A 20,191-nucleotide genomic window follows, 5' to 3' on the forward strand; every position below is an offset into this window, starting at 1 on the left:
ATGAAATGGCTTTCTAAGAGTTGGGCAGTAGCCGCCGTGTTGCTGGTGGGATGTGCTGGCCGTCAGGAATTTATTCCGCCTGAGCCGAATACTGAGGAATATGCACCACCAACGCTCGATTACACGCTGCCGGAAACCCAATCTGGTAGCCTTTATCGTCACCAATACACGATGACTCTGTTCCAGGATCGTCGTGCTTACCGAGTTGGCGATGTATTAACGGTTCAATTATCAGAAGAAACCTCATCGAGTAAAAATGCGGGTACTAAGTTCGGTAAAAGTTCAGCAATTAACTTTGTGGCGCCGACCATAGGCACGAAAACTATCGATGAGTTAGGGGTTAGCGTGGATGGCAAACGTAACTTCGATGGCAGTGCATCAAGTTCACAAGGCAACAAGCTTCAAGGTGCCATTACGGTAACGGTACACGAAGTATTACCTAATGGCGTATTGCGTATCAGCGGTGAAAAATGGCTTCGTCTGAATCAAGGCGACGAGTTTATTCGTCTAACCGGTATCGTCCGTGTGGATGATATTAACCGCAGTAACCAAGTTTCTTCTCAACGAATTGCTGATGCAAGAATTACCTACGCAGGTCGCGGAGCGCTAGCTGACAGCAACGCAGCCGGGTGGCTAACTCAGTTCTTCAACAGCCCATGGGTACCTTTCTAATGAAGACAATGCAATCTTTCTTTATGTCTCTCCTATTGGTGTTGACCTTGGGACTACCAGGCACTTCACGTGCTGAAGCGGAAATTCCGATCATGGACTTGGTCGATGTTCGCGGCATTCGAGAAAACCAACTGGTTGGTTATGGTTTGGTGGTTGGCTTAGCCGGCCAAGGTGACCGAAACCAAGTGAAATTTACCTCTCAATCTATTACCAACATGCTACGTCAGTTTGGGGTTCAAATTGATGACAGTATGAACCCTAAGCTACGAAATGTGGCTTCTGTGAGTGTGACAGCGTCCGTTGATCCAATGGCAGGCCCAGGACAAACGTTGGATGTGGTTGTGTCTTCAATCGGTGATGCAAAGAGCCTTCGCGGTGGTACGTTATTGCTAACGCCTTTACGTGGTATTGATGGCGAAGTGTACGCGATTGCGCAAGGCAACGTGGTTGTGGGGGGCTTATCTGCAGAGGGGCGAAGTGGCTCCAAAGTAGAAGTAAACACACCAACGGCGGGTCGCGTTCCGAATGGTGCGACTTTAGAGAGAGAAATCAAAACCGATTTCAACCAACGTGATGAAATCACCCTAAACCTGCGCAAGCCTAGCTTCACTACAGCAAAAAATATTGCGCGTGAAATTAACAACACTTTTGGGCCTAACGTTGCAGTTGCGATCAATAAAGCGCGCATTGATATGCGTGCACCAAAAGATACACAGCAGCGTGTCGTCATGATGTCGATGCTTGAAGAAATGAGCGTCGTTGAAGGCCGTAAACCTGCTCGTATTGTCTTTAACTCTCGCACTGGCACCGTAGTGATCGGTAAGAGTGTCAAAGTGAGTGAAGCAGCAGTAAGTCACGGTAACTTGACCGTGCGAATTTCTGAATCACAACAAGTTAGTCAGCCTAATGCGTTTGCAAATGGCGATACGAAAGTCGTTAACCAAACGGACCTTGATGTGAATGAAGATCTCGCTCAGATGGTGATTTGGCCTCCAGGCACGGAACTTAACACCATAGTTAATGCGGTAAATAGTTTAGGTGCCACGCCTACAGACTTGATGTCTATCCTGCAAGCTTTGAGTGAAGCAGGTGCATTGAACGCTGAATTGGTCGTGATATAAGGAGTTAAGGATGAAGCTAGACAGTACCAATGAACAAACTCAGTTAAATTCGATGCTTTATCACGACAATAGTGCATTGGCTAACATCAAGCATAGTCGTGATCAAGAAGGCGCACTTGAAGTCGTCGCAGGTCAATTTGAGGCAATGTTCCTACAAATGGTGTTACGCCAAATGCGCAGCAGTAGTGATGCTCTTGCTGATAAAGACAGCCCGTTCGCCAGTCAGCAACAAGGGGTATTCCGTGATATGTATGACGGTCAGCTGGCGATGGAACTAGCAAAGAAACAGAGCTCAGGCATTGCCAATATGCTCATCCAGCAGCTGAGCCCGTCTATGCGTGAGGTTGCTTTCGATGCTGCGCGCAACATCTCATCCGCTAACGATGGTAAAGCTTCGAATTCTGAATCTATCTCACAAGTAGATTCTAAAGAGGTGGAGAAGAATTCAAGCCTATTTAATACCGCTTCTCAAGGCGTCGCCTCTGTTAAACAGGTATTCGGTGAGGCCGGTATGACTACCGCGTTTTCTCAGCCGTTGATCAGAAAAATGGAGCTGTAAATGAACCTAGTTAATATTGCCCTTTCAGGTTTAGGCGCGAACCGTGTGGCCCTAGACGTAACCGCGCAAAACGTGGCAAACGTGAATACCGTGGGTTACAGTCGTCAACAAGCGTTGATAGCGTCTGTCGATGATGGTAAAGCCAATCGCTTAAGTCCAGGTTTAGGGGTAGAAGTCACTAGCATTCGCCGCGTTACTGATCAATTTCTGATTAAGCAAACGTGGTCGACTAACAGTATGGCGGCATACGCATCTGGATACACCAGTAACATGAGTCAGCTGGAGAATACGCTTGGTGCCGATGGTTTCAGTATATCGGCTGGCTTGGACTCACTAAACGCCGCGCTTAACGATGCGACCGTTAAGCCAGAATCCATACCCTACCGCCAGCAGATCATTAACGAATCTGAAGCTTTGGCCCGCCGTTTTAATACGCTTACCGAGTCTTTATACAATCAACATAAAGACATGAGCGACCAACGTAATGCAGCGCTTAACCACGCGAATAGCCTTATGGAAAATATCGCGAAGGTGAACAAGCAACTGGTAGAGATGCAAGGTACAGGTGGTAACCCATCACAGTTAATGGATGAACGAGATAGGTTAATCGGTGAGTTATCTCAAACCATTGAAATCAAAACAACACAGCAGCATGACGGCAGTGTTCAGGTCACACTAACCTCTGGTCAACCGCTTGTGATGGGTACGGACCATGGCAAACTGGAAGCCATTCCTGACCCGAGTGATCCTTACTTGGCGGACTTACACGTCACGTTCTCGAATCAAAGCTTTGCGATTGGTGACTCGCTTGGTGGCAAATTAGGTGCGATTAATGACTATCAAACCGAAGTGTTGAAACCAAACCAACTGGCTCTGAATGACATGGCGAAAGCTCTCGCGGATGAATACAACGCCGTGCTTGCGACTGGCAAAGACTTAAATGGCAACCCAGGTAAACCTTTGTTCAGCTATGACCCAGCAAACCCTGCAGCCAGTTTGGATATTACCAAGCTAACTCCAGATGAGCTTGCGTTCTCAAGTGATGGAACACCTGGTAACGCAGATGCGTTGCAATCATTGATCGAGTTAAGCAACAAGCCAGTGGCGGTATCAGGTTACGGCTCAGTAAGCTTGAACGATGCCTTTAGTTCAATGGTGGGTCAAACCGCAATTAAAGCACGCCAAGCTAATGCTGATTATCAAGCGAAGTTAGCCATGAACAAGCAAGCGCACGCAGCTCGCGATAATGTTAGTTCCGTAAACAGCGATGAAGAAGCGGCTAACCTAATGATGTTTGCTAATGCGCACAATGCCAACATGAAAGTGATCAGCACAGCAAATCAACTGCTCGATTCTATTCTGCAGTTATTCTAAGAGGAAAGTTTAGATGCGAATTAGTGACAATCAATTTAGTCAAATGATGTTGCACAGCTTGCAGAGCAATAGCGCGGGATTAGGCGAAGCTCTGCAACAGATGTCTACTGGCAAGCGCTTGACCAAGCTGTCTGACGATCCAATGGCTTCGATCAAGTTGCTTAACTTAGACCGAGAAACCAGTGCGATTGCTCAGTACAAAAACAACATTGAAAACGTAAAAACGACGCTATCGAGTCAAGAAACCCATTTAGATTCGATCAAAGAAAGCTTAAAAAGCATGCGAGACATCGCGCTTTGGGGTGCGAACGGCTCTCTTACTGACGAAAGTCGTGGCGGTATGATTACAGAGCTTAAGAGTTACCGTGACTCTATTGAGTCGTCTTTTAACGCGCAGGATGAAGAAGGGCACTACCTTTTCTCTGGTACTAAAACGGATACTGCGGCTGTAAGTAAAGCGAGCGGCAGCTACGTAATTGAAGGTAATAGTGACAAGCGCGTAGTAACAATTGCTAAAGGTGTCACGATGGATTCCAATATGACTGCAAAAGAAATATTGGACCTTGGGGGAGGCCATAACGTGCTTAACCAAATTGATGCGCTGATCAAAGAGTTTGAGAGCCCTACCGCCAACTTCAGAGCTGAAGTTGAGGCGAGTATCAGCGCTATCGACGATACTTTTTCAAACGTACTAGGGACCATGACTGAGATTGGTGGTCGACACAACAACTTAGATCTTGTTGGTGGCGCGCACAGTGAAAACAAGCTGTTCGTTGACAAAGTATCTGGAGACCTCTCTGCTCTGGACTATGGTGAAGCGTCGGTACGATTGAGTAATTACATGGCCGCTTTGCAAGCAACGCAAGCAAGCTATGTGAAGATCGATGGTTTGTCGCTGTTTGACCGTTTATAAGGTTAGGAAGTTCTTTTTATGGTAATGAGTACAGTAGAGGTTAGACCCCATAGCATACGCTTAGGTGGACAAGAACAAGCCTCTATCATGCCGACCCGTTCTGCAGACTCAAGTACGGCAATTAAACCGCGCCCGGCGCAAATTCAGGCTGACACTGCGTCAGCCTACTCTGTATCTGGTATTCAGCTTACGCAGGGTCAGCAGCAAGCCACGGCGGTTCAGATCGCGTCCAAATCGCTGCAGGTGATTGGCAAAGAGCTCACGCAAATTAAACGTGGTTTGACGCAAGCTGTGAATCAAGGCGTACAAAATGTTCCTAGTTTGCAGGATACATTGGTTCGCTCTAAAGCCACCATCCAAAAAGTCGTTGAGCAAGCACGTTTCGATGGCCAGAAAGTCCTAAATAACGAACTGCACTTAAAACTGGATAAAGCGGACATTCGTCGCTTTTCTATTCCAGGTTTGAATGTTCATCGCTTAAGCGACAAGGCCGAGCAAATCCGTTTGGATTTTCCTCAAGGTCAAGCGGTGATGATTCAGTTTGATGGACAATCAGACGGTGAGCGAACGGTCAAAATGCTGGATCGCAGCTTGATTGCGTTAGGAATGCGAGCCTCATTAGCCGATGATGGCAGCATTTTATTTGAAGCCAGAGACAACGCTTATCAACAAATGCAGCAAAAGGTGATGGTAACGGGGGAAGGGCACCGATTCCCTGCGGGGCAGCCTAACGTTTTGAACTTAAAGTCTGAGCCAGATGGTATTGCGGAGCTCGGGTTTGATTTAGGCTCACGCGACGGCATCAAGCAGACGATTGCCAAAGTAAATCAGCATCTGAAACAAGTTCAAACGAGCTTGCAGGAGGCGAAAGCTTTTCATGGTGAACTGAATACTCAAATGCGTTCTATCCAAACCAAAACCGCACAGCTTTCAGTCAATGAGGTGAATGCAAAACTGGATGGATTCATGCAAAAGTCTGGCGAGTTTACTTCGACTTTTCAGGCATTGAATGCGCAAGCAAACGTGCGTCGTCATACCGTGGTCGCTTTACTGAAGTAACGAACACTCCAATGATTCCCGGCTTTACACTGTTATCGTCCCCCAATAACGAAAACAGCGCACTGTCGGGAATCTCTCTTTGACTCGTCTAGGGCTCGAGTGCTTTTGCCACCGAACGATTCAATTTCTGGAATAGCCATCCAAGTGCTATCAAAGATGCACCTAAGCCTAAGAAGCTTATTGCTCGCCAGAACCCATCCAGAGAGCTCACATCCCATAAGAATACTTTCAGTGCGACACCGGCAAGGACCACTAGACCGACACGCTGCATCATCAGCCCCTGTTGGGTCACGCCGCGCCAAGTCAGCAATCCACCTACGAGCAAGCCAGCCACTGAATAACTGAACAACTCTGCCATGCTGGTTGGCTGATACAGCATCATCGATGTGGTTTGCCAGAATTGACGGATAGACATCCCCAACCAAATGGCTGCAAGTAAAAAGCCTAGACTAGCAATCGCAAATCGATGAACTTGCAACGTATTCCAGCGTTTAAAGGTTGCGATAAGCAGGATGCAAGCTGGTAACAGCCAGCCGATACTCAGCATGTTAAAGATGGGAAGTGCTTGTGCCGAGACGTTATCAGTCACCAACGGCGATTCTGCCGTATTAAGCAAAATAATCAATATAGCGAACGCGCACCAAAGCAAGTAACTATAGATTTCGTAGATACGGCTTAAGCGTTGCGCAAATTGGCTGCGGTAGCTGTATACCAAACCCATAACTAATGCTTGATTGGCAAAGACTGCCGCACTTGTGAAGTCGATGTTCCCCAAGTAACCATATTGCCCCGTTAACCAGTAGTTAGTTTGGGTGAACAATGCCATTAAGAATACATGTAAAAACGCCCCTTCAAACCAGTTGGTCAGTTCTCGGTCCACTTGTTTTAGTGTTGAACGAGCATAAGACAAGATGAAGAGAGAAGGCAGATAACTCACCAGAACCCAAGCCCAATGCCCAGCTTCTACCGGTTGCCATTCGGGTATGAAAGGTAGCAGCGTGAGTCGGATAACCAGTATTCCCATTGCCACTTTAATCGCCCAACTCGCAGGTCGAAATAACCCGACTTGAGCCTGTAAGGCCATTATCGCAACTTGTATTGAGATTGCTGTTGTTAACCAAGTATCACTCAACCAAACAAAAGCGATACCTACGATTAAAGCATGCATAACGGCAGAGCATTCTAATGCCAACGAACGTGCACGCTGACCAAGCACAACGTAGTAAGTGGCCATCAATGCGCAGAATGCAGTCCAATACCACAGGTAGCCTTGCATAAATTCGTCAATATAAAACAACGTAATTAAGCTCATCGCGGGAGCCAGTACCAGCAGAAGCAGCCCACTGAGTTGCGAACGGTCACTAAGTGATTGGCAATATGTTCGATAGCAGATCAGCGCAATACTCACCGCCAATGCGAATAGGATGCTAGCTTCTCGCTCTAACATATACAGCGCATTAAAAGCGATGGTAAGAACAATCAGCGCGGTTGCTGAGACGAGAATGGATGGCAAAAATACACGTAATGACCAGCCTGTACGAAGTGCTGGTAGCCAGATGATCGCAACAAGCAGCGTATAACAGTACGCCATTTGTAGAGTGTTCAGATCCGGCATTCTGGTGACGGCAGAAAAGGTCAATAAAGCAGTTGCGAGAGCGGTAGCGGTCGGCGAGTTTGTCCACTTGCTTTGATAGTGACGAAAGCGAGGATTGAGCATCCAACCCATTCTCGGAACCGCGAAAATGAGATACAAAGTGATGGAGAGATAAATCGCGAGCCACGAGAACAACAGTTCTGTTGGTGTACTCTCAATCAACAGCAACATCCAAATGACATGTGGAATCGCGATACTTGGCGTAATCCATGACCTACGCACTTTTTGCATCAATAAGGTCGCCGCGAACGAAATTGCGCAGATGTATCCGGCTAACAAAAAGTAGTTGGGTTCATTACCCCCAATCCACAGTGGTGCTGTGTAGCCACCAATTAAGCCAAGCACGGCCATTAACGGCCCTTGTCGCAATGATAATGCTAAACTGAAAAATGCCGCTGAAGCCAAGATGATCAACGAGATACTCGGCGTTAGCATTTGATAAACCACAAAGGCAAAAATGACGGTGCAGTAAATGCCCGTTAATCCCGTACCGGTAACAGCAGCAGGAACATACGTAAAGCCTTGGGCTCGTGCTGCCCGTTGCGGATTCTGTTGTTCTTTACGGTGAAACCACTCGCCAACAAGCACCATAAGTAATGAGATCACAAAGGCAAAGGACACTCGCATAAATGGCGAAAACTGGATGTGACTACCAATCACCTGTACGAGATAACCTCCACCGATCAGCATGGCCAATGCGCCTACCCAAACCAACCAATTTTCTTGAATGTTGCTAAGCAGGCTCTGAACTTTACTCTGAAGGAATGACTCATTTTCTTGACTAAAAACATCCAGTTGCACTTCTCTTGTCTGGGCGTACCCTTGATTCGCAGCGCTCTGGTCCAAGTCTAGGTTGGCAGCTGGATCATGTTCCCCAGAGGATGAGACATTTTTCTGTGGTGATTCTATGTGAGGTGACGTCGCTACAGATGGTGTGTCTTTTTCGATGCTGGATTGTTGGTGCGCTTGTGGGTTTGAGCCCCCATGGACACTGGCTCGTAGTGATGTGACTTCCTCACGAAGTTTGGTTAGTTCTTTTTCTAAAAGTGCAGCTCGGTTGGCGGCTTTCACTCCGATGAGGATGGCGAGACACGCCATGAACAGTGCTAGTATTACGTACAATCCATTTCTCCTTGCGTACGTCGCGTGACCCACGATTCTTAACTTTGAGCACTTACGCTAAAGCTTAGTTCATGCTCTATGCCTTAGCCTCATATAGTGCTAGGTTCCGCGCTTTCTTCAGAAATCATTCTACATAATGAAACTCAATGCGTAATGATGAATTCGACAAAGTCGCACACTTGTGTGCCACTTTAAGACCTGATGAACAAAAATGAGTCGTTAAGTCATTGGGGGTCAACTATATTCATAGTTCTGATGCGATCGCCAAAGGACTTCAAACATGTGCGTTTCGTAGCGATGTCATCGAAGGTCAGTCGTTTGATTTGCACGTTCGGTTGTTTCTATTTGACCGTAAGGCTGAATGTATTCGGGTATAGCGCATTCACGCGAAAAAAGACAAAAACAGGTAATTATTGATGCAAGTGGGTAATGAAGCGCTGGTGCTGTCAGCGGTTGGGGTTATTGGTTTAGGTTGCCAATGGTTAGCTTGGCGATTGCGTTTGCCAGCGATTTTATTTTTGTTGTTGGCAGGGCTGATCGTCGGGCCATTTATGCAGTGGTTAAATCCTGATGAGATATTAGGTAATTTGCTCTTTCCGTTGGTCTCTTTGGCGGTGGCAGTGATTTTATTTGAAGGCAGTTTGACCTTAAATTTTAAAGAAATTCGTGGCGTGAGTGGTTCGGTATGGAGCATTGTTTCCATCGGGGCGATCATTTCGTGGGCGGCGACCAGTATCGCAACACACTATTTCCTCGGCTTTACTTGGGAGCTTGCCATGTTGTTCGGCAGCTTAACCGTAGTAACAGGGCCGACGGTCATCGTGCCACTTCTACGAACCGTAAGACCTAACAGTACGCTTGCTAACATTTTGCGATGGGAAGGGATTTTGATTGACCCGCTCGGTGCGCTTTTTGTTGTGATGGTTTACGAGTTTATCGTATCTCACAGCGCGATAAATAGCGTCGAAGTGTTTGGGACGATCATTGCTGTCGGTGTCATGCTAGGTGCGGCCTCAGGCTATGCAGTTGCGACGATCATGCGTCGCTCTTGGCTACCGGAATATTTGCAGCCATTTGCGGTTTTGATGGTGGTTCTAGGTGTATTTTCGGTCTCTAACCACATTGAGTCTGAAGCTGGGTTACTAACCGTCACCGTAATGGGTATGTGGCTCGCAAACGCTAAAGACATCAATATTCAGCAAATTCTGCACTTTAAAGAGCATTTAACCATTTTACTGATCACCGGATTGTTCATCTTCCTTGCGGCTCGAATCAGTCTGGATGATTTTGCTGCGCTAGGTAGCGGTGCGTTATTGTTGTTTGTATTTATGCAGTTAGTGTCGCGTCCGTTATCGATTTTTCTTTCAACCTTCCGCAGCAACTTGCGTCTTAAAGATAAGCTGTTTTTGTCTTGGGTTGCACCGCGCGGTATTGTTGCTGCTTCGATTTCGTCTCTTTTCGCGATCAAATTGACCGAATACGGCATTGATGAAGCGATTTTACTGGTCCCTATGACCTTCATGGTGATTATAGGAACGGTCGTGTTACAAAGTGCGACGGCACGTCCTGTAGCGCTGACGTTGGGCGTTGCAGAGCCAGCACCACGCGGCTTCTTGTTGATTGGTGCTAACCGAGTAGCAAGAGAAATAGGGCAGGCGCTGGCGCGTTATGACCGCCGCGTATTAATGACTGACTCAAACTGGGAGTACATCAGTCAGGTTCGTATGTTGGGGTTGGATTACTATTACGGCAACCCTATTTCTAGTCACGCGGACGACAACTTGAACTTGATAGGAGTTGGACAAGTGGTTGCATTAACGCCCGATCAGCATTTCAACATTATGGCTTGCATGCAATTCGTCGACGAGTTTGGGGAAGATAAAGTTCACTGCTTACAAAAAGTGAAAACCAACGGCAATGGCAGCGAGAAGCACTCCGTGGCTCAGGAGTACCATGGTAAATTGCTGATGGGCGGCAATGTAAGCTATACCCAGCTAGCCAGTATGTTAAGTCGTGGTGCAGAGGTTAAACACACGAAATTGAGCGATAACTTCACGTATCAAGATTATTTATCGCATCACAAAGGTAGTTCAGTTGTACCGCTGTTCCATGTAGAAGAAAAAGGAAAAATTCAATTCTGTGATGATCCCGAACAGTTTGAACCAACGACGACAAGCACTGTTGTGTCGCTAATTCTGTCGGACAGCGTAAAGTAAACTACAGAGCAATGTGATCCATTTTCATCATGGGTATCGTACGCTGATTATCTCAATTTGAAGAGAAACTTGCCGGCTTGTTTAAAACGGAAAGCGAGTTTCTTTTCTTATAATGTCAGGGGCAGTCGAGATTCATTACTCGTTTCGGAAAAGTAATCCGGCAAATTCACAAAATTCGCATTGACGTTACTGATAAGGATCGCAATACTGCGCGACTGTTTTACTTTAGGGTGACATTATGGCTCCGCAAACTAACCGAAAAGATTTACACCTAGATGCTGTTTTACATCATGATATGAGCATGAAGCATAAAACGGCGGGTTTTGAGTCTGTCGAGTTTGAACACTGTGCGCTGCCAGAATGTGACTTTCACGCGATCGATTTATCGACAGAGTTTCTTGGTCATCAATTAGCGCTACCGTTTTTGATTAGCTCGATGACTGGCGGAGCAAAAGACGCAGAAACGATCAATTGTCGTTTAGCTGAAGCAGCAAGTGAATTAGGTATTGCCATGGGTGTGGGCTCGCAACGGATTAGCTTAGAAGAAAGTCAGCATTCGGGCTTGGGTAAAACCATTCGTGAGTTGGCGAAAGAAGTACCGTTGTATTCCAACCTTGGAGCCGCTCAATTGCTCGATAAAGGTAAACTCGATAATGCGCAACGTGCGGTTGAGGCGATTCAAGCCGATGCCTTGTTTGTGCACGTTAATCCAATGCAGGAAGCGTTTCAGAAAAATGGCGACCACAATTGGGTTGGTGTTTTCCAGGCAATTGAGATGCTTAAATCTCGCGTGAAGGTTCCTATCATTATCAAAGAAGTCGGTTTTGGTATTAGCGGACACGTTGCGCAGCGATTAATTGATGCTGGTGTGGATGCAATTGACGTTGCGGGCGCGGGTGGCACAAGCTGGAGTGCGGTTGAAGGGTATTGCCAAGATAATCCGAAAATGCAGCGTGCAGCCGAGCTTTTCCGCGATTGGGGTGTCCCTACAGCAACATGTTTGGCTCAAATCCGCGCACTGCATCCTACATTACCCTTGATCGCCTCGGGAGGTGTTCATAACGGACTTGAAGCGGCGAAAGCCATTCATTTGGGGGCTAATCTCATTGGGCAAGCTGGTGCGGTATTAAAAGCTGCGACGATCAGCACGCAGTCTGTCGTCGATCACTTTGAACAAATGGCATTAGAGCTGCGTTTAACGTGCTTTGGTACTGGCTCTTTTAAGGTTGGTGAGCTAACAAAAGCGCGCTGCCTATAGCTTTTAGAATGGCGCGCTTTACACAGAGTCGCTCAATAATTTTTCGATGTCTTAACACGTAGACTGATAATTTCGTTATAGTTGATACAAAAGTCACTTCAGCTAGTGACGCCTTTATTCAGACACTTGAATGGGCACGTGTTGAAGAGATTGAGTTTAATTTTACTATTGTTTGCAACTGGAACCTTAAATTTATGAAAAAACTAGTCATGCTGATGTTGGCGGCTTCTGCTTTGACCGCTTGTAGTGATGAAGTGGGCACTGAAGGCTGGTGTAACGACATGCGCGATAAGCCAAAAACAGAATGGACAGCAGACAACGCGGTAGACTTTGCAAAGCATTGTGTTCTGCAAGATGGTGTCGGCAGCGAGCAATGGTGTCAAAACCTGAAAGATAAGCCGAAAGGTGACTGGACTGCAAATGAAGCGAGCAGCTTTACTAAACACTGCATTTTTTAAGCACAGCGGAAAGCGCCTTTTCTGAGGCGACATTCTGTGAGGGAAGCACCAAGCGTTATAGCTTGGTGTTTTTGTATCTAAAATAGCTCGATTTTTCACGTGTCGAGCGCACTTCCCTCTGAATGGAATGTTTTACATTTTCGTTTCATTTTTGAAAACCTGTATTGCCTGTCTTTAATTTTTCGTATTGCAGTGGCATGGTGTCGAGATAGCCATCTAATTCAATTAGATTCATAACAAAAAGGAATTCAAATGGAAGTACTAAAAGGCTCATGTCTGTGCGGCAAGGTAAAGTTGGAAGTGGCAGATGAATTTAAGTACATGGGAAATTGCCATTGCTCTGAATGCCGCAAGTTCACAGGTTCTGACTATTCATCTGCCGGTGGTATTGCGTTGGATAAACTGCTTATTATCCAAGGGAAAGAAGATATTCAAACTTATCAGAAAAGCGAAAATACCATGCTATGCTTTTGTCGCCACTGCGGATCGAGCCTGTATTCGAAAAAGAACAATGGGATCGTCAATATTCGCCTTGGTATCTTGGATGACACACCTTCTCACAAGCCTGATTTCCATATTTTTGTCGCGTCGAAAGCGCCATGGCTCGAGATATCGGATAACCTGACTCAATTTGATGCAGGGCCCAGATAGTAGAGTTGTTGTAGATAAGTATTTAGAAACAGAGCGCGTTACAATACGCTTGCGACACGCTCTGTGCTTTTACTTTGTATATTAGAACGGAGACGACTATTTGGCGTCTTGTAGTTCTTCTAAGCCACCTGCATTGTGCAGATTCGTAAAGCCTTGTGATTGTAAGTATTGATACGCTTTGCCAGAGCGGTTACCACTGCGACAGTACAACACGATAGCTTGATCTTTATCGACGTCTTGAAAATGTTTATCAAGTTCAGATAAAGGGAAGTTGACGGCATTATCCAAATGCCCTTCAGAAAACTCTTGCGGCGTGCGCACATCGACAATCATCGCGCCCTTGTCAATCAATTGCCACCCTTGTTCAGCGCGTTCAGAAGCCGACACGTTGGGTGAGAGGAAGCCCACGCACAACGTTGCAAGAAATAGAGATACGGCCTTTTTCATTGTTTGATCATCCTTTTTAAGAGTACGTAACCACTCTAGATTTGATTGAGCACATTTTCCATCATAAAGAGATGCTAAGTGGTTGTGAATGAGATAATTCGATAGAAAATTTTATTTAATTTAATAAAAAATTTTTATCAAATTCACCTCTTGAACTCTCATTTTTCGACCTTATTATTTTCATCGAAAGCGAGCTGTCGACTCGCAAATCCATCTTGATGTTTATTTTGTCTTTTATTTTTGGTTCCAAGTAGGAGGCACTTAAAAATGAAAATTCGTCCTTTAAATGACAAGCTAATTGTTGAAAGACAAGAGGTGGAAAATAAATCTGAAGGGGGAATCGTTTTAACTTCTCAGTCGGTGAAAAAATCAAACCGCGGGAAAGTCATTGCTGTTGGTTTAGGTAAACGTCTTGAAAATGGCGAACGCGCTGCGATGGAAGTCAAAGTGGGCGACCAAATCATTTTCAATGACGGTTACGGCGTGAAAACCGAGAAAATTGACGGCGCAGAATACTTAATTCTGTCCGAATCTGATGTGTTAGCAATCGTTGAGTAATTATTTTTGTAGTAGTTTTTTGAGGAGATAACCATGGCTGCAAAAGACGTATTATTTGCTAATGACGCACGTCAAAAAATGCTGAAAGGTGTGAACTTACTGGCGGACGCAGTAAAAGTGACACTAGGCCCGAAAGGCCGCAACGTTGTGCTTGATAAATCTTACGGCGCGCCAACCATCACCAAAGATGGCGTGTCTGTAGCGAAAGAAATCGAACTGAAAGATAAGTTCGAAAACATGGGCGCACAAATGGTGAAACAAGTGGCGTCCAAAGCGAATGATGAAGCGGGGGACGGTACAACGACCGCTACCGTACTGGCGCAATCTTTCATCAATGAAGGTCTTAAAGCGGTAGCCTCTGGCATGAACCCAATGGACCTAAAACGTGGTATCGACAAAGCCACTGAAGCGGCGGTTGAGAAACTACGTGAAATGTCTAAGCCATGCAGCGACAAAGAATCTATCACCCAAGTGGGTAGCATTTCTGCAAACAGCGATCGCGCGATCGGTGAAATCATTGCAGAAGCGATGGAGAAAGTGGGTCGCAATGGCGTGATTACGGTTGAAGAAGGCCAAGGTCTAAACAACGAATTGTCTGTGGTTGAAGGTATGCAATTTGACCGCGGTTACTTGTCGCCATACTTCATCACTAACCAAGAAAATGGCAGCGTCGAGCTAGACAACCCTTACATCCTATTGGTGGACAAAAAAGTCAGCAGCATCCGCGAGCTATTGCCTGTACTAGAAGAAGTGGCGAAATCTTCTCGCTCGCTATTGATCATTGCTGAAGACATCGAAGGTGAAGCGCTAGCGACATTGGTTGTGAACAACATGCGCGGCATCGTGCGTGCGACCGCGGTGAAAGCGCCTGGCTTTGGTGACAACCGTAAAGCGATGATGGAAGACATTGCGGTACTAACTGCTGGTACGGTCATCTCTGAAGAAATCGGCCTAGAGCTCGAAAAAGCAACGTTAGAGCAACTAGGTAGTGCGAAGAAAGTGACCATCACCAAAGACACAACAACCATTGTGGGTGGCGCAGCAGAAGCAAGCGCGATTGCTGATCGTGTGGCTTCGATTGAAAAACAAATCGAAACAACCACCTCTCAATACGATAAAGACAAGCTTCAACAACGTGTTGCGAAGCTTTCTGGCGGCGTAGCGGTGATCAAGATCGGCGCTGCAACCGAAGTTGAGATGAAAGAGAAGAAAGATCGCGTGGACGATGCACTACACGCTACTCGCGCAGCGGTTGAAGAAGGTATTGTTGCTGGTGGTGGTGTTGCCCTAACTAAGATCGCGAAAGAATTGGCGGATCTAAAAGGCGACAATGATGACCAAAACGTGGGTATCCGAGTTGCGCTACGTGCAATGGAAGAGCCTCTTCGTCAAATCGCAACTAACGCAGGTGACGAAGCTTCTGTTGTGGCGAACGCTGTCAAAGCTGGTGATTCCGATTACGGTTACAACGCTGCAACAGGTGAATACGGCAACATGATCGAAATGGGCATCTTGGACCCTGCGAAAGTAACACGCTCAGCGCTTCAATTCGCTGCGTCTGTTGCTGGCTTGATGATCACCACTGAAGCGATGATCACCAACCACGTTGAAGACAAAGAACTTGATATCTAACGTCATCAACCGTTAGTGATTAAGTAAGCGTTAAAATAACAATAACATTGCAAAATCTAAGCGGGCTCGCTTGAGCCCGCTAATCAGTCATTTGAGGTAAGTGTTATGACCCGTTTACCTGCGTTTTCTTTCTCAATATCTGAGCCGGGCGGTAATGAAGCTTCGTCAACGTGGCCGACTGCTATTCACTTCCCCCTCGTTCCAGCTGGGCCAGAGTTTTCGATCGAAAATGCTCTGCCTAAACGTCCGACAGTGACGATATTCACTATCGATCTGTCTCAGTTATTTAAAGGGGACGCTCGGGTCATCCATTAACTGTATCGAAACAGCCAGCGCACGTTGGCTGTTTTTTCTAATTTAAAGTATTGATAATGTAGATTTTTATTTGATTACTGCCACTTGTTCAATGATCAATTTGAACTGGGGTAATCGGACCGCAAGCGCACTACACCTTTAAGCCCAGCATTGCGCCGAAAATGATTAATCCCGCCCCACATGCTTGATTGAGTCGATGCTTAATCTTCAACAAGAAAGCTTGTAGCTGGGATGACGTGAATAAAACAGCAACGATAGAAAACCAAATACCATGCAGCGCAATCATATAAATCCCGTAAAACAAGGCGATGGGTTGCTGACTAGAGTCGGGAGAAATCACTTGGCTAAAAATACTCAGAAAAAACAGCATCGTCTTGGGATTGAGTAAATTACACAGAAATCCCTGCATGAAAAATCGCCACATTGAATACTCGCTCTGTTGAATGGTTTCTGAGTTTGACGCAGGCTGCGAGGAGAATATTCCTTTAATCCCAAGGTAGACAAGATAAGCGGCCCCAAGATAGCGCACGAGATTAAACAACCATTCATTTTGTGAAATTAAGTAACTGATCCCTAGCATGGAGTAAGCGATGTGGATGCTGATCGCCATGCTGATACCAATCGCACTGTATACGCCTGCTTTTCGTCCTTGATTTAAGCTATTTCTTAATACCAAAACAAAGTCTGCGCCAGGGCTAATGACAATAAGCACACCTAATAACGCAAGAGTTACAAATTCCATATCGATTTCCTGTTTGAATGATGAAGTCTGGGATGTAGCGAAATTGTAGGCGTCTTTATTACTGACTATAATCGAAAAACATTCCCATATTGGTGAGAAAAACTCACAGATGCGTCACCTGAAATCTTTTTATGTCTTCCACGTTGCGGCGAGTTCTTCAAGCTACACTGAAGCGGCTGACAAACTGAACATTACCCACGGAGCCGTGAGTAAGCAGATCAAGCAACTTGAGCAATATCTGTCTCAACCTTTGTTCTTCAAAGAGGGCAGGAAAGTCGTGTTGACGGCAGAAGGCGAATTACTCAAGACATACACAGAAACGGCATTCCAAACGCTAGAAACAGGCGTGAATACGCTTATTCAAGAGAAGCATCAACATCTTGAAGTGTCTTGTGAACCGACATTAACCATGCGCTGGTTGATGCCAAGGTTGGCCGCGTTTAATGATGAACACCGTGCTGATGTTCGTTTGTCGACGGCTGGTGGCCCGGTAACATTAGGATCAACTGGGCTTTCGATGGCGATTCGTCGAGACGATTTTGCGCAGCATCACGATTACGACAAAACCATTCTTGTGGAAGAGTGGGTGGGGCCGGTATTTTCTCCTGAGTATTGGCAATCCATTAAAGACAATTTGAAAGCAGCTCGATTGTTGAATAGCCAAACCAGACCGAATGCTTGGGCGGATTGGCAGCAATCAACACGTTGTGAAACTTTCAACGGCAACACTCAGCAATCATTCGCGCATTTTTATTTTTGCATACAAGCCGCAGTGGATGGCTTAGGCGTCGCAATGGGATCGTATCCTTTTGTCATGGACGATATTAAGCGTGGTAATTTGGTCGCACCATTTGGGTTTTCTCCATCAAGTTGCAATTACGTTTTATTGAGTCAAGATAAAAAGCGTACAGAACTCGAACATAAATTTATCACGTGGTTACAAACGCAAATGGCAGAGTGTGTGCCACTGTCATCACAGCAGATCACGCAAGGCGAATAGAAGGCATAGAGCGAGATTACGTCAGTCAGTTTTATGGAAAAAGGCTTAGGAAATTGGAAATGGAAAACCTCAATATTGTTGAAATCAAATCATTTGTTCCGGCGAAAGATTACGCGCTATCAAAACGCTTTTATGAGGCGATTGGCTTTGAAATGGCGTCGGACTTCGGTGATGTAGCATACTTCTCTCAAGGTAGCTGCGCGTTTCTTTTACAGAATTTTTATGAGTCAGAACACGGCAATAACTTCATGATGCACTTGCTCGTAGAAGACGCGGAAAGTTGGCATCAGCACTTATCCAAAGTGGGTCATGAGGAATTTGGTTCGCGTTTGACAGAGCTAGTCGAGCAACCTTGGGGCATACGCGAATGTTGTTTGTTTGACCCTAGTGGCGTTTTATGGCGAATTGGCCAGAACATGAATACTGACTAAAGCCAGTCTTATTTTCACCGCATCTACGCGCAGGTATTGAGATCTCGATATCTGCGCGTTTTCTTTTTTACTTAGCCTTGCCAACGTTTGTAGCGCACTCACGCCTTTTTCGAGGTGGTGTGCGATGGGCTAACGCCAAAAAACTCCTCAAGCAGCATGGCTTTGAGTTCCGCTCTGACTTCTGCGCCACCGATTAACGCCAAAAGTGCGAGTCCTCCTGGAATAAGGATGACCATTAATATCGGTCTTAAAATATACGAAAAGCAGAAGATGGTCGGGAAGAAAATCAATCCTTGGCCTAGTTTGTTTAATACGTACATGAGCGATTCCTTTTGTTTTTATATAAAATGAGCATGCTCAATTTTATAAATGAGCGCGCTCAATTTGTCAATCTCAACCACGCAAGGTATGATCCTTTCAGGCTCATTAAGCAGACACATCAATGACGAAGCGACAACAAACCAGAGATAAAATTCTAAAAGCCGCATGGGCATCTTTTGCTCAAAATGGCTATGACATGACGACCACAAGGCAGATAGCGAGAGAAGCAGGAGTAGCCGATGGTACAGTGTTTAGCCATTTCCCGACTAAACTGTCGATTTTGCGCGAAGGGATGCTGGCGCAACTGCAACAGATCAGCCAAGAAACGCTAGTCAGTGTGGAAGGTAAAACCGATATCGACATTGGTTTGGCGCTGACGGAGAAATACTATCGCTACTATTTTGCGAACGTTGAGCTGAGCCGAGCTTTGTTGAAAGAAGTGATTTGGGATTTGGATTATTATCAGTCGTTTAACCAAGCTTTGTTTCAATCTGTAAACGGAAGCTCCGTCCTTGAGGGAAAAATACCGCTGATTTTTGACTGCTATTTTATGACGTTAATCTCGCACTTGAGCCGTGCAGAACCGGATGTTGAAGCGGCACTTGAAGAGCTTCATGCTAAGTTTCAGCAAATCATTGCGACTGCATAACATGGCACCAACGCAGGATCTGAAAGAATATACTGCCTGTCATTTTATTTGCTGGACTCCCATTTTCTCGTTTCAGTTGGCGTCTCACTAAATAGCCGCTTGTAGCTTTGACTGAACTGCCCGAGATGGAAAAAACCAAAGTCAAAAGCAATTTCTGCAATTGTTCGATTATCTTCAGGGCTTTGTAGCACTCTACGTACTTGATTCAGGCGCATTCGATGTATGAACTGCTTTGGGGAAGTATTACAGCAATGTTCAAAGGTGTACTGTAGTGTGCGACGACTGACGTGTACTGCGTCACACAGTTCACTGACGGTTATCGGTGTACGGTAGTCTAGATCCTGTAGCTGTTGTTTTATACGGTGCATCACGTGTTGACGATGAGAGATTGATATCGGATGGCTCGTGTGCAGTGAACTGAGTGAGAACAACTCCAGCACAATATCTTTTAAGATTGCTTGATGTGTGGTTTCAGACCATCTTGGCTCGGCGGACCCAAGTAACGTGCCTAAGTAGTATTTAAGTTGTTGAATGTGTTTTTCCGTCAAACCCGTTAAGTGTAATGTGTTGTTTTGGATACTCCCAAGCTCAAGTTGATTTTCTATGATGTGAACGAAGTTTTTGTCGAGCACTATTCCATAGATAGAAAACTGCTCCGGTGTCATTAACTCAAAATCAGCGCCACCTTGCCTAAGCAAAAGTTGGCTTGAATTAAACTGACTGTGATTTAGGTGTAGCGGCTTATTTTCCGCACTCAAACCCAACCAAATACCTCCCTCTTCAACCCTGCATTGCTGTCTTAGCGAGCGGTTACTGTCTTCACGAAACACATGGAAATTGGGAAATCGTCGTTCTCGAATTTGACCTAAAAATCGACCATCGCTGAGTTGGTCATATTCCTGTTGCCAGTTTATCAGACTCGCAGCTTGTTGGTTTGCATCCTTAGTGTGATGGATGCACAGCATTGGTGCAGTTTGGGGTATTTGGTTACTCATCCTTGTGATGCTCATTCCTTTTTTGTGAGTCATGTTGGAGCAGT

21 protein-coding genes are annotated in these 20,191 nt (G+C 45.7%); 16 read left to right on the forward strand and 5 right to left on the reverse strand.

The annotated features are described in order from the left end of the window. Genes flgH through R7040_RS10745 form a run of 6 tightly spaced genes read left to right on the forward strand, consistent with a single transcriptional unit; the run spans position 1 to position 5,698 of the window. A complete protein-coding gene (gene flgH, locus R7040_RS10720; RefSeq protein ID WP_154204177.1) occupies positions 1-672 on the forward strand; it encodes a flagellar basal body L-ring protein FlgH in 672 nt (223 codons plus the stop codon). Then, positions 657-1,793 carry a flagellar basal body P-ring protein FlgI gene (locus R7040_RS10725; RefSeq protein WP_086026720.1) on the forward strand — a complete coding sequence of 379 codons (1,137 nt, stop codon included), beginning with the start codon at positions 657-659 and terminating at the stop codon, positions 1,791-1,793. The genes flgH and R7040_RS10725 overlap by 16 nt, the downstream gene beginning before the upstream one ends. Before the next feature lie 10 nt (positions 1,794-1,803). Further along, positions 1,804-2,352, forward strand: coding sequence for a rod-binding protein (locus R7040_RS10730; protein WP_064354508.1), 549 nt, complete (start codon positions 1,804-1,806; stop codon positions 2,350-2,352). Further along, positions 2,353-3,726: a flagellar hook-associated protein FlgK gene (flgK, locus tag R7040_RS10735; RefSeq protein ID WP_318081312.1), complete on the forward strand. Its 1,374-nt coding sequence runs from the start codon at positions 2,353-2,355 to the stop codon at positions 3,724-3,726. A 13-nt stretch (positions 3,727-3,739) separates the two neighbouring features. Continuing rightward, on the forward strand, positions 3,740-4,639 hold the full coding sequence (flgL, locus tag R7040_RS10740; protein ID WP_005373998.1) for a flagellar hook-associated protein FlgL: 900 nt from the start codon (positions 3,740-3,742) through the stop codon (positions 4,637-4,639). 18 nt (positions 4,640-4,657) lie between these two features. Then, positions 4,658-5,698 carry a flagellin gene (locus R7040_RS10745; protein ID WP_042523339.1) on the forward strand — a complete coding sequence of 347 codons (1,041 nt, stop codon included), beginning with the start codon at positions 4,658-4,660 and terminating at the stop codon, positions 5,696-5,698. Positions 5,699-5,786: 88 nt separating this feature from the next. Here the strand turns inward: R7040_RS10745 and R7040_RS10750 are convergent, their stop codons facing one another. Then, positions 5,787-8,450: a DUF2339 domain-containing protein gene (locus tag R7040_RS10750; RefSeq protein ID WP_054576171.1), complete on the reverse strand. Its 2,664-nt coding sequence runs from the start codon at positions 8,448-8,450 to the stop codon at positions 5,787-5,789. A 440-nt stretch (positions 8,451-8,890) separates the two neighbouring features. On the opposite strand from R7040_RS10750, the gene R7040_RS10755 reads away from it, so the two are divergent. The 4 genes from R7040_RS10755 (at position 8,891) to R7040_RS10770 (ending at position 13,057) form a co-directional block, all read left to right on the forward strand. Continuing rightward, on the forward strand, positions 8,891-10,690 hold the full coding sequence (locus R7040_RS10755) for a cation:proton antiporter (RefSeq protein WP_213967465.1): 1,800 nt from the start codon (positions 8,891-8,893) through the stop codon (positions 10,688-10,690). Positions 10,691-10,928: 238 nt separating this feature from the next. Continuing rightward, positions 10,929-11,948 carry a type 2 isopentenyl-diphosphate Delta-isomerase gene (gene fni / locus R7040_RS10760; protein ID WP_005373993.1) on the forward strand — a complete coding sequence of 340 codons (1,020 nt, stop codon included), beginning with the start codon at positions 10,929-10,931 and terminating at the stop codon, positions 11,946-11,948. Positions 11,949-12,142: 194 nt separating this feature from the next. Continuing rightward, positions 12,143-12,406 (forward strand): DUF3012 domain-containing protein, encoded by a 264-nt coding sequence (locus R7040_RS10765; protein WP_213967464.1) that lies wholly within the window; start codon positions 12,143-12,145, stop codon positions 12,404-12,406. 252 nt (positions 12,407-12,658) lie between these two features. Next, a complete protein-coding gene (locus R7040_RS10770; protein WP_213967463.1) occupies positions 12,659-13,057 on the forward strand; it encodes a GFA family protein in 399 nt (132 codons plus the stop codon). A gap of 96 nt (positions 13,058-13,153) precedes the next feature. Here R7040_RS10770 and R7040_RS10775 read toward each other — a convergent pair whose 3' ends face one another. Beyond that, positions 13,154-13,504: a rhodanese-like domain-containing protein gene (locus tag R7040_RS10775; RefSeq protein WP_130546452.1), complete on the reverse strand. Its 351-nt coding sequence runs from the start codon at positions 13,502-13,504 to the stop codon at positions 13,154-13,156. 267 nt (positions 13,505-13,771) lie between these two features. On the opposite strand from R7040_RS10775, the gene R7040_RS10780 reads away from it, so the two are divergent. From R7040_RS10780 to R7040_RS10790, 3 genes are all read left to right on the forward strand, one after another. Next, positions 13,772-14,062: a co-chaperone GroES gene (locus R7040_RS10780; RefSeq protein ID WP_005373989.1), complete on the forward strand. Its 291-nt coding sequence runs from the start codon at positions 13,772-13,774 to the stop codon at positions 14,060-14,062. A gap of 33 nt (positions 14,063-14,095) precedes the next feature. Next, positions 14,096-15,694 carry a chaperonin GroEL gene (gene groL, locus R7040_RS10785; protein WP_053304624.1) on the forward strand — a complete coding sequence of 533 codons (1,599 nt, stop codon included), beginning with the start codon at positions 14,096-14,098 and terminating at the stop codon, positions 15,692-15,694. A gap of 105 nt (positions 15,695-15,799) precedes the next feature. Next, positions 15,800-16,009 carry a hypothetical protein gene (locus R7040_RS10790; protein ID WP_005373984.1) on the forward strand — a complete coding sequence of 70 codons (210 nt, stop codon included), beginning with the start codon at positions 15,800-15,802 and terminating at the stop codon, positions 16,007-16,009. Between the two features lie 130 nt (positions 16,010-16,139). Here the strand turns inward: R7040_RS10790 and R7040_RS10795 are convergent, their stop codons facing one another. Then, on the reverse strand, positions 16,140-16,751 hold the full coding sequence (locus R7040_RS10795; protein ID WP_064354511.1) for a LysE family translocator: 612 nt from the start codon (positions 16,749-16,751) through the stop codon (positions 16,140-16,142). A 109-nt stretch (positions 16,752-16,860) separates the two neighbouring features. On the opposite strand from R7040_RS10795, the gene R7040_RS10800 reads away from it, so the two are divergent. Next, complete coding sequence (locus tag R7040_RS10800; protein ID WP_005388706.1) at positions 16,861-17,751, forward strand: LysR family transcriptional regulator; 891 nt, start codon at positions 16,861-16,863, stop codon at positions 17,749-17,751. Positions 17,752-17,810: 59 nt separating this feature from the next. Then, complete coding sequence (locus R7040_RS10805) at positions 17,811-18,182, forward strand: VOC family protein (protein WP_318081313.1); 372 nt, start codon at positions 17,811-17,813, stop codon at positions 18,180-18,182. A 98-nt stretch (positions 18,183-18,280) separates the two neighbouring features. Here R7040_RS10805 and R7040_RS10810 read toward each other — a convergent pair whose 3' ends face one another. Then, a complete protein-coding gene (locus R7040_RS10810) occupies positions 18,281-18,502 on the reverse strand; it encodes a hypothetical protein (RefSeq protein ID WP_017635120.1) in 222 nt (73 codons plus the stop codon). 122 nt (positions 18,503-18,624) lie between these two features. On the opposite strand from R7040_RS10810, the gene R7040_RS10815 reads away from it, so the two are divergent. After that, entirely contained in the window at positions 18,625-19,152 is a 528-nt protein-coding gene (locus R7040_RS10815) for a TetR/AcrR family transcriptional regulator (protein ID WP_005373975.1), read from the forward strand. 44 nt (positions 19,153-19,196) lie between these two features. On the opposite strand, the gene R7040_RS10820 is transcribed toward R7040_RS10815, so the two are convergent. Then, positions 19,197-20,147: a helix-turn-helix domain-containing protein gene (locus R7040_RS10820; RefSeq protein WP_086047546.1), complete on the reverse strand. Its 951-nt coding sequence runs from the start codon at positions 20,145-20,147 to the stop codon at positions 19,197-19,199. Between the last annotated feature and the right edge of the window lie 44 nt (positions 20,148-20,191).

It is taken from the genome of Vibrio sp. 1069, from assembly GCF_033340555.1.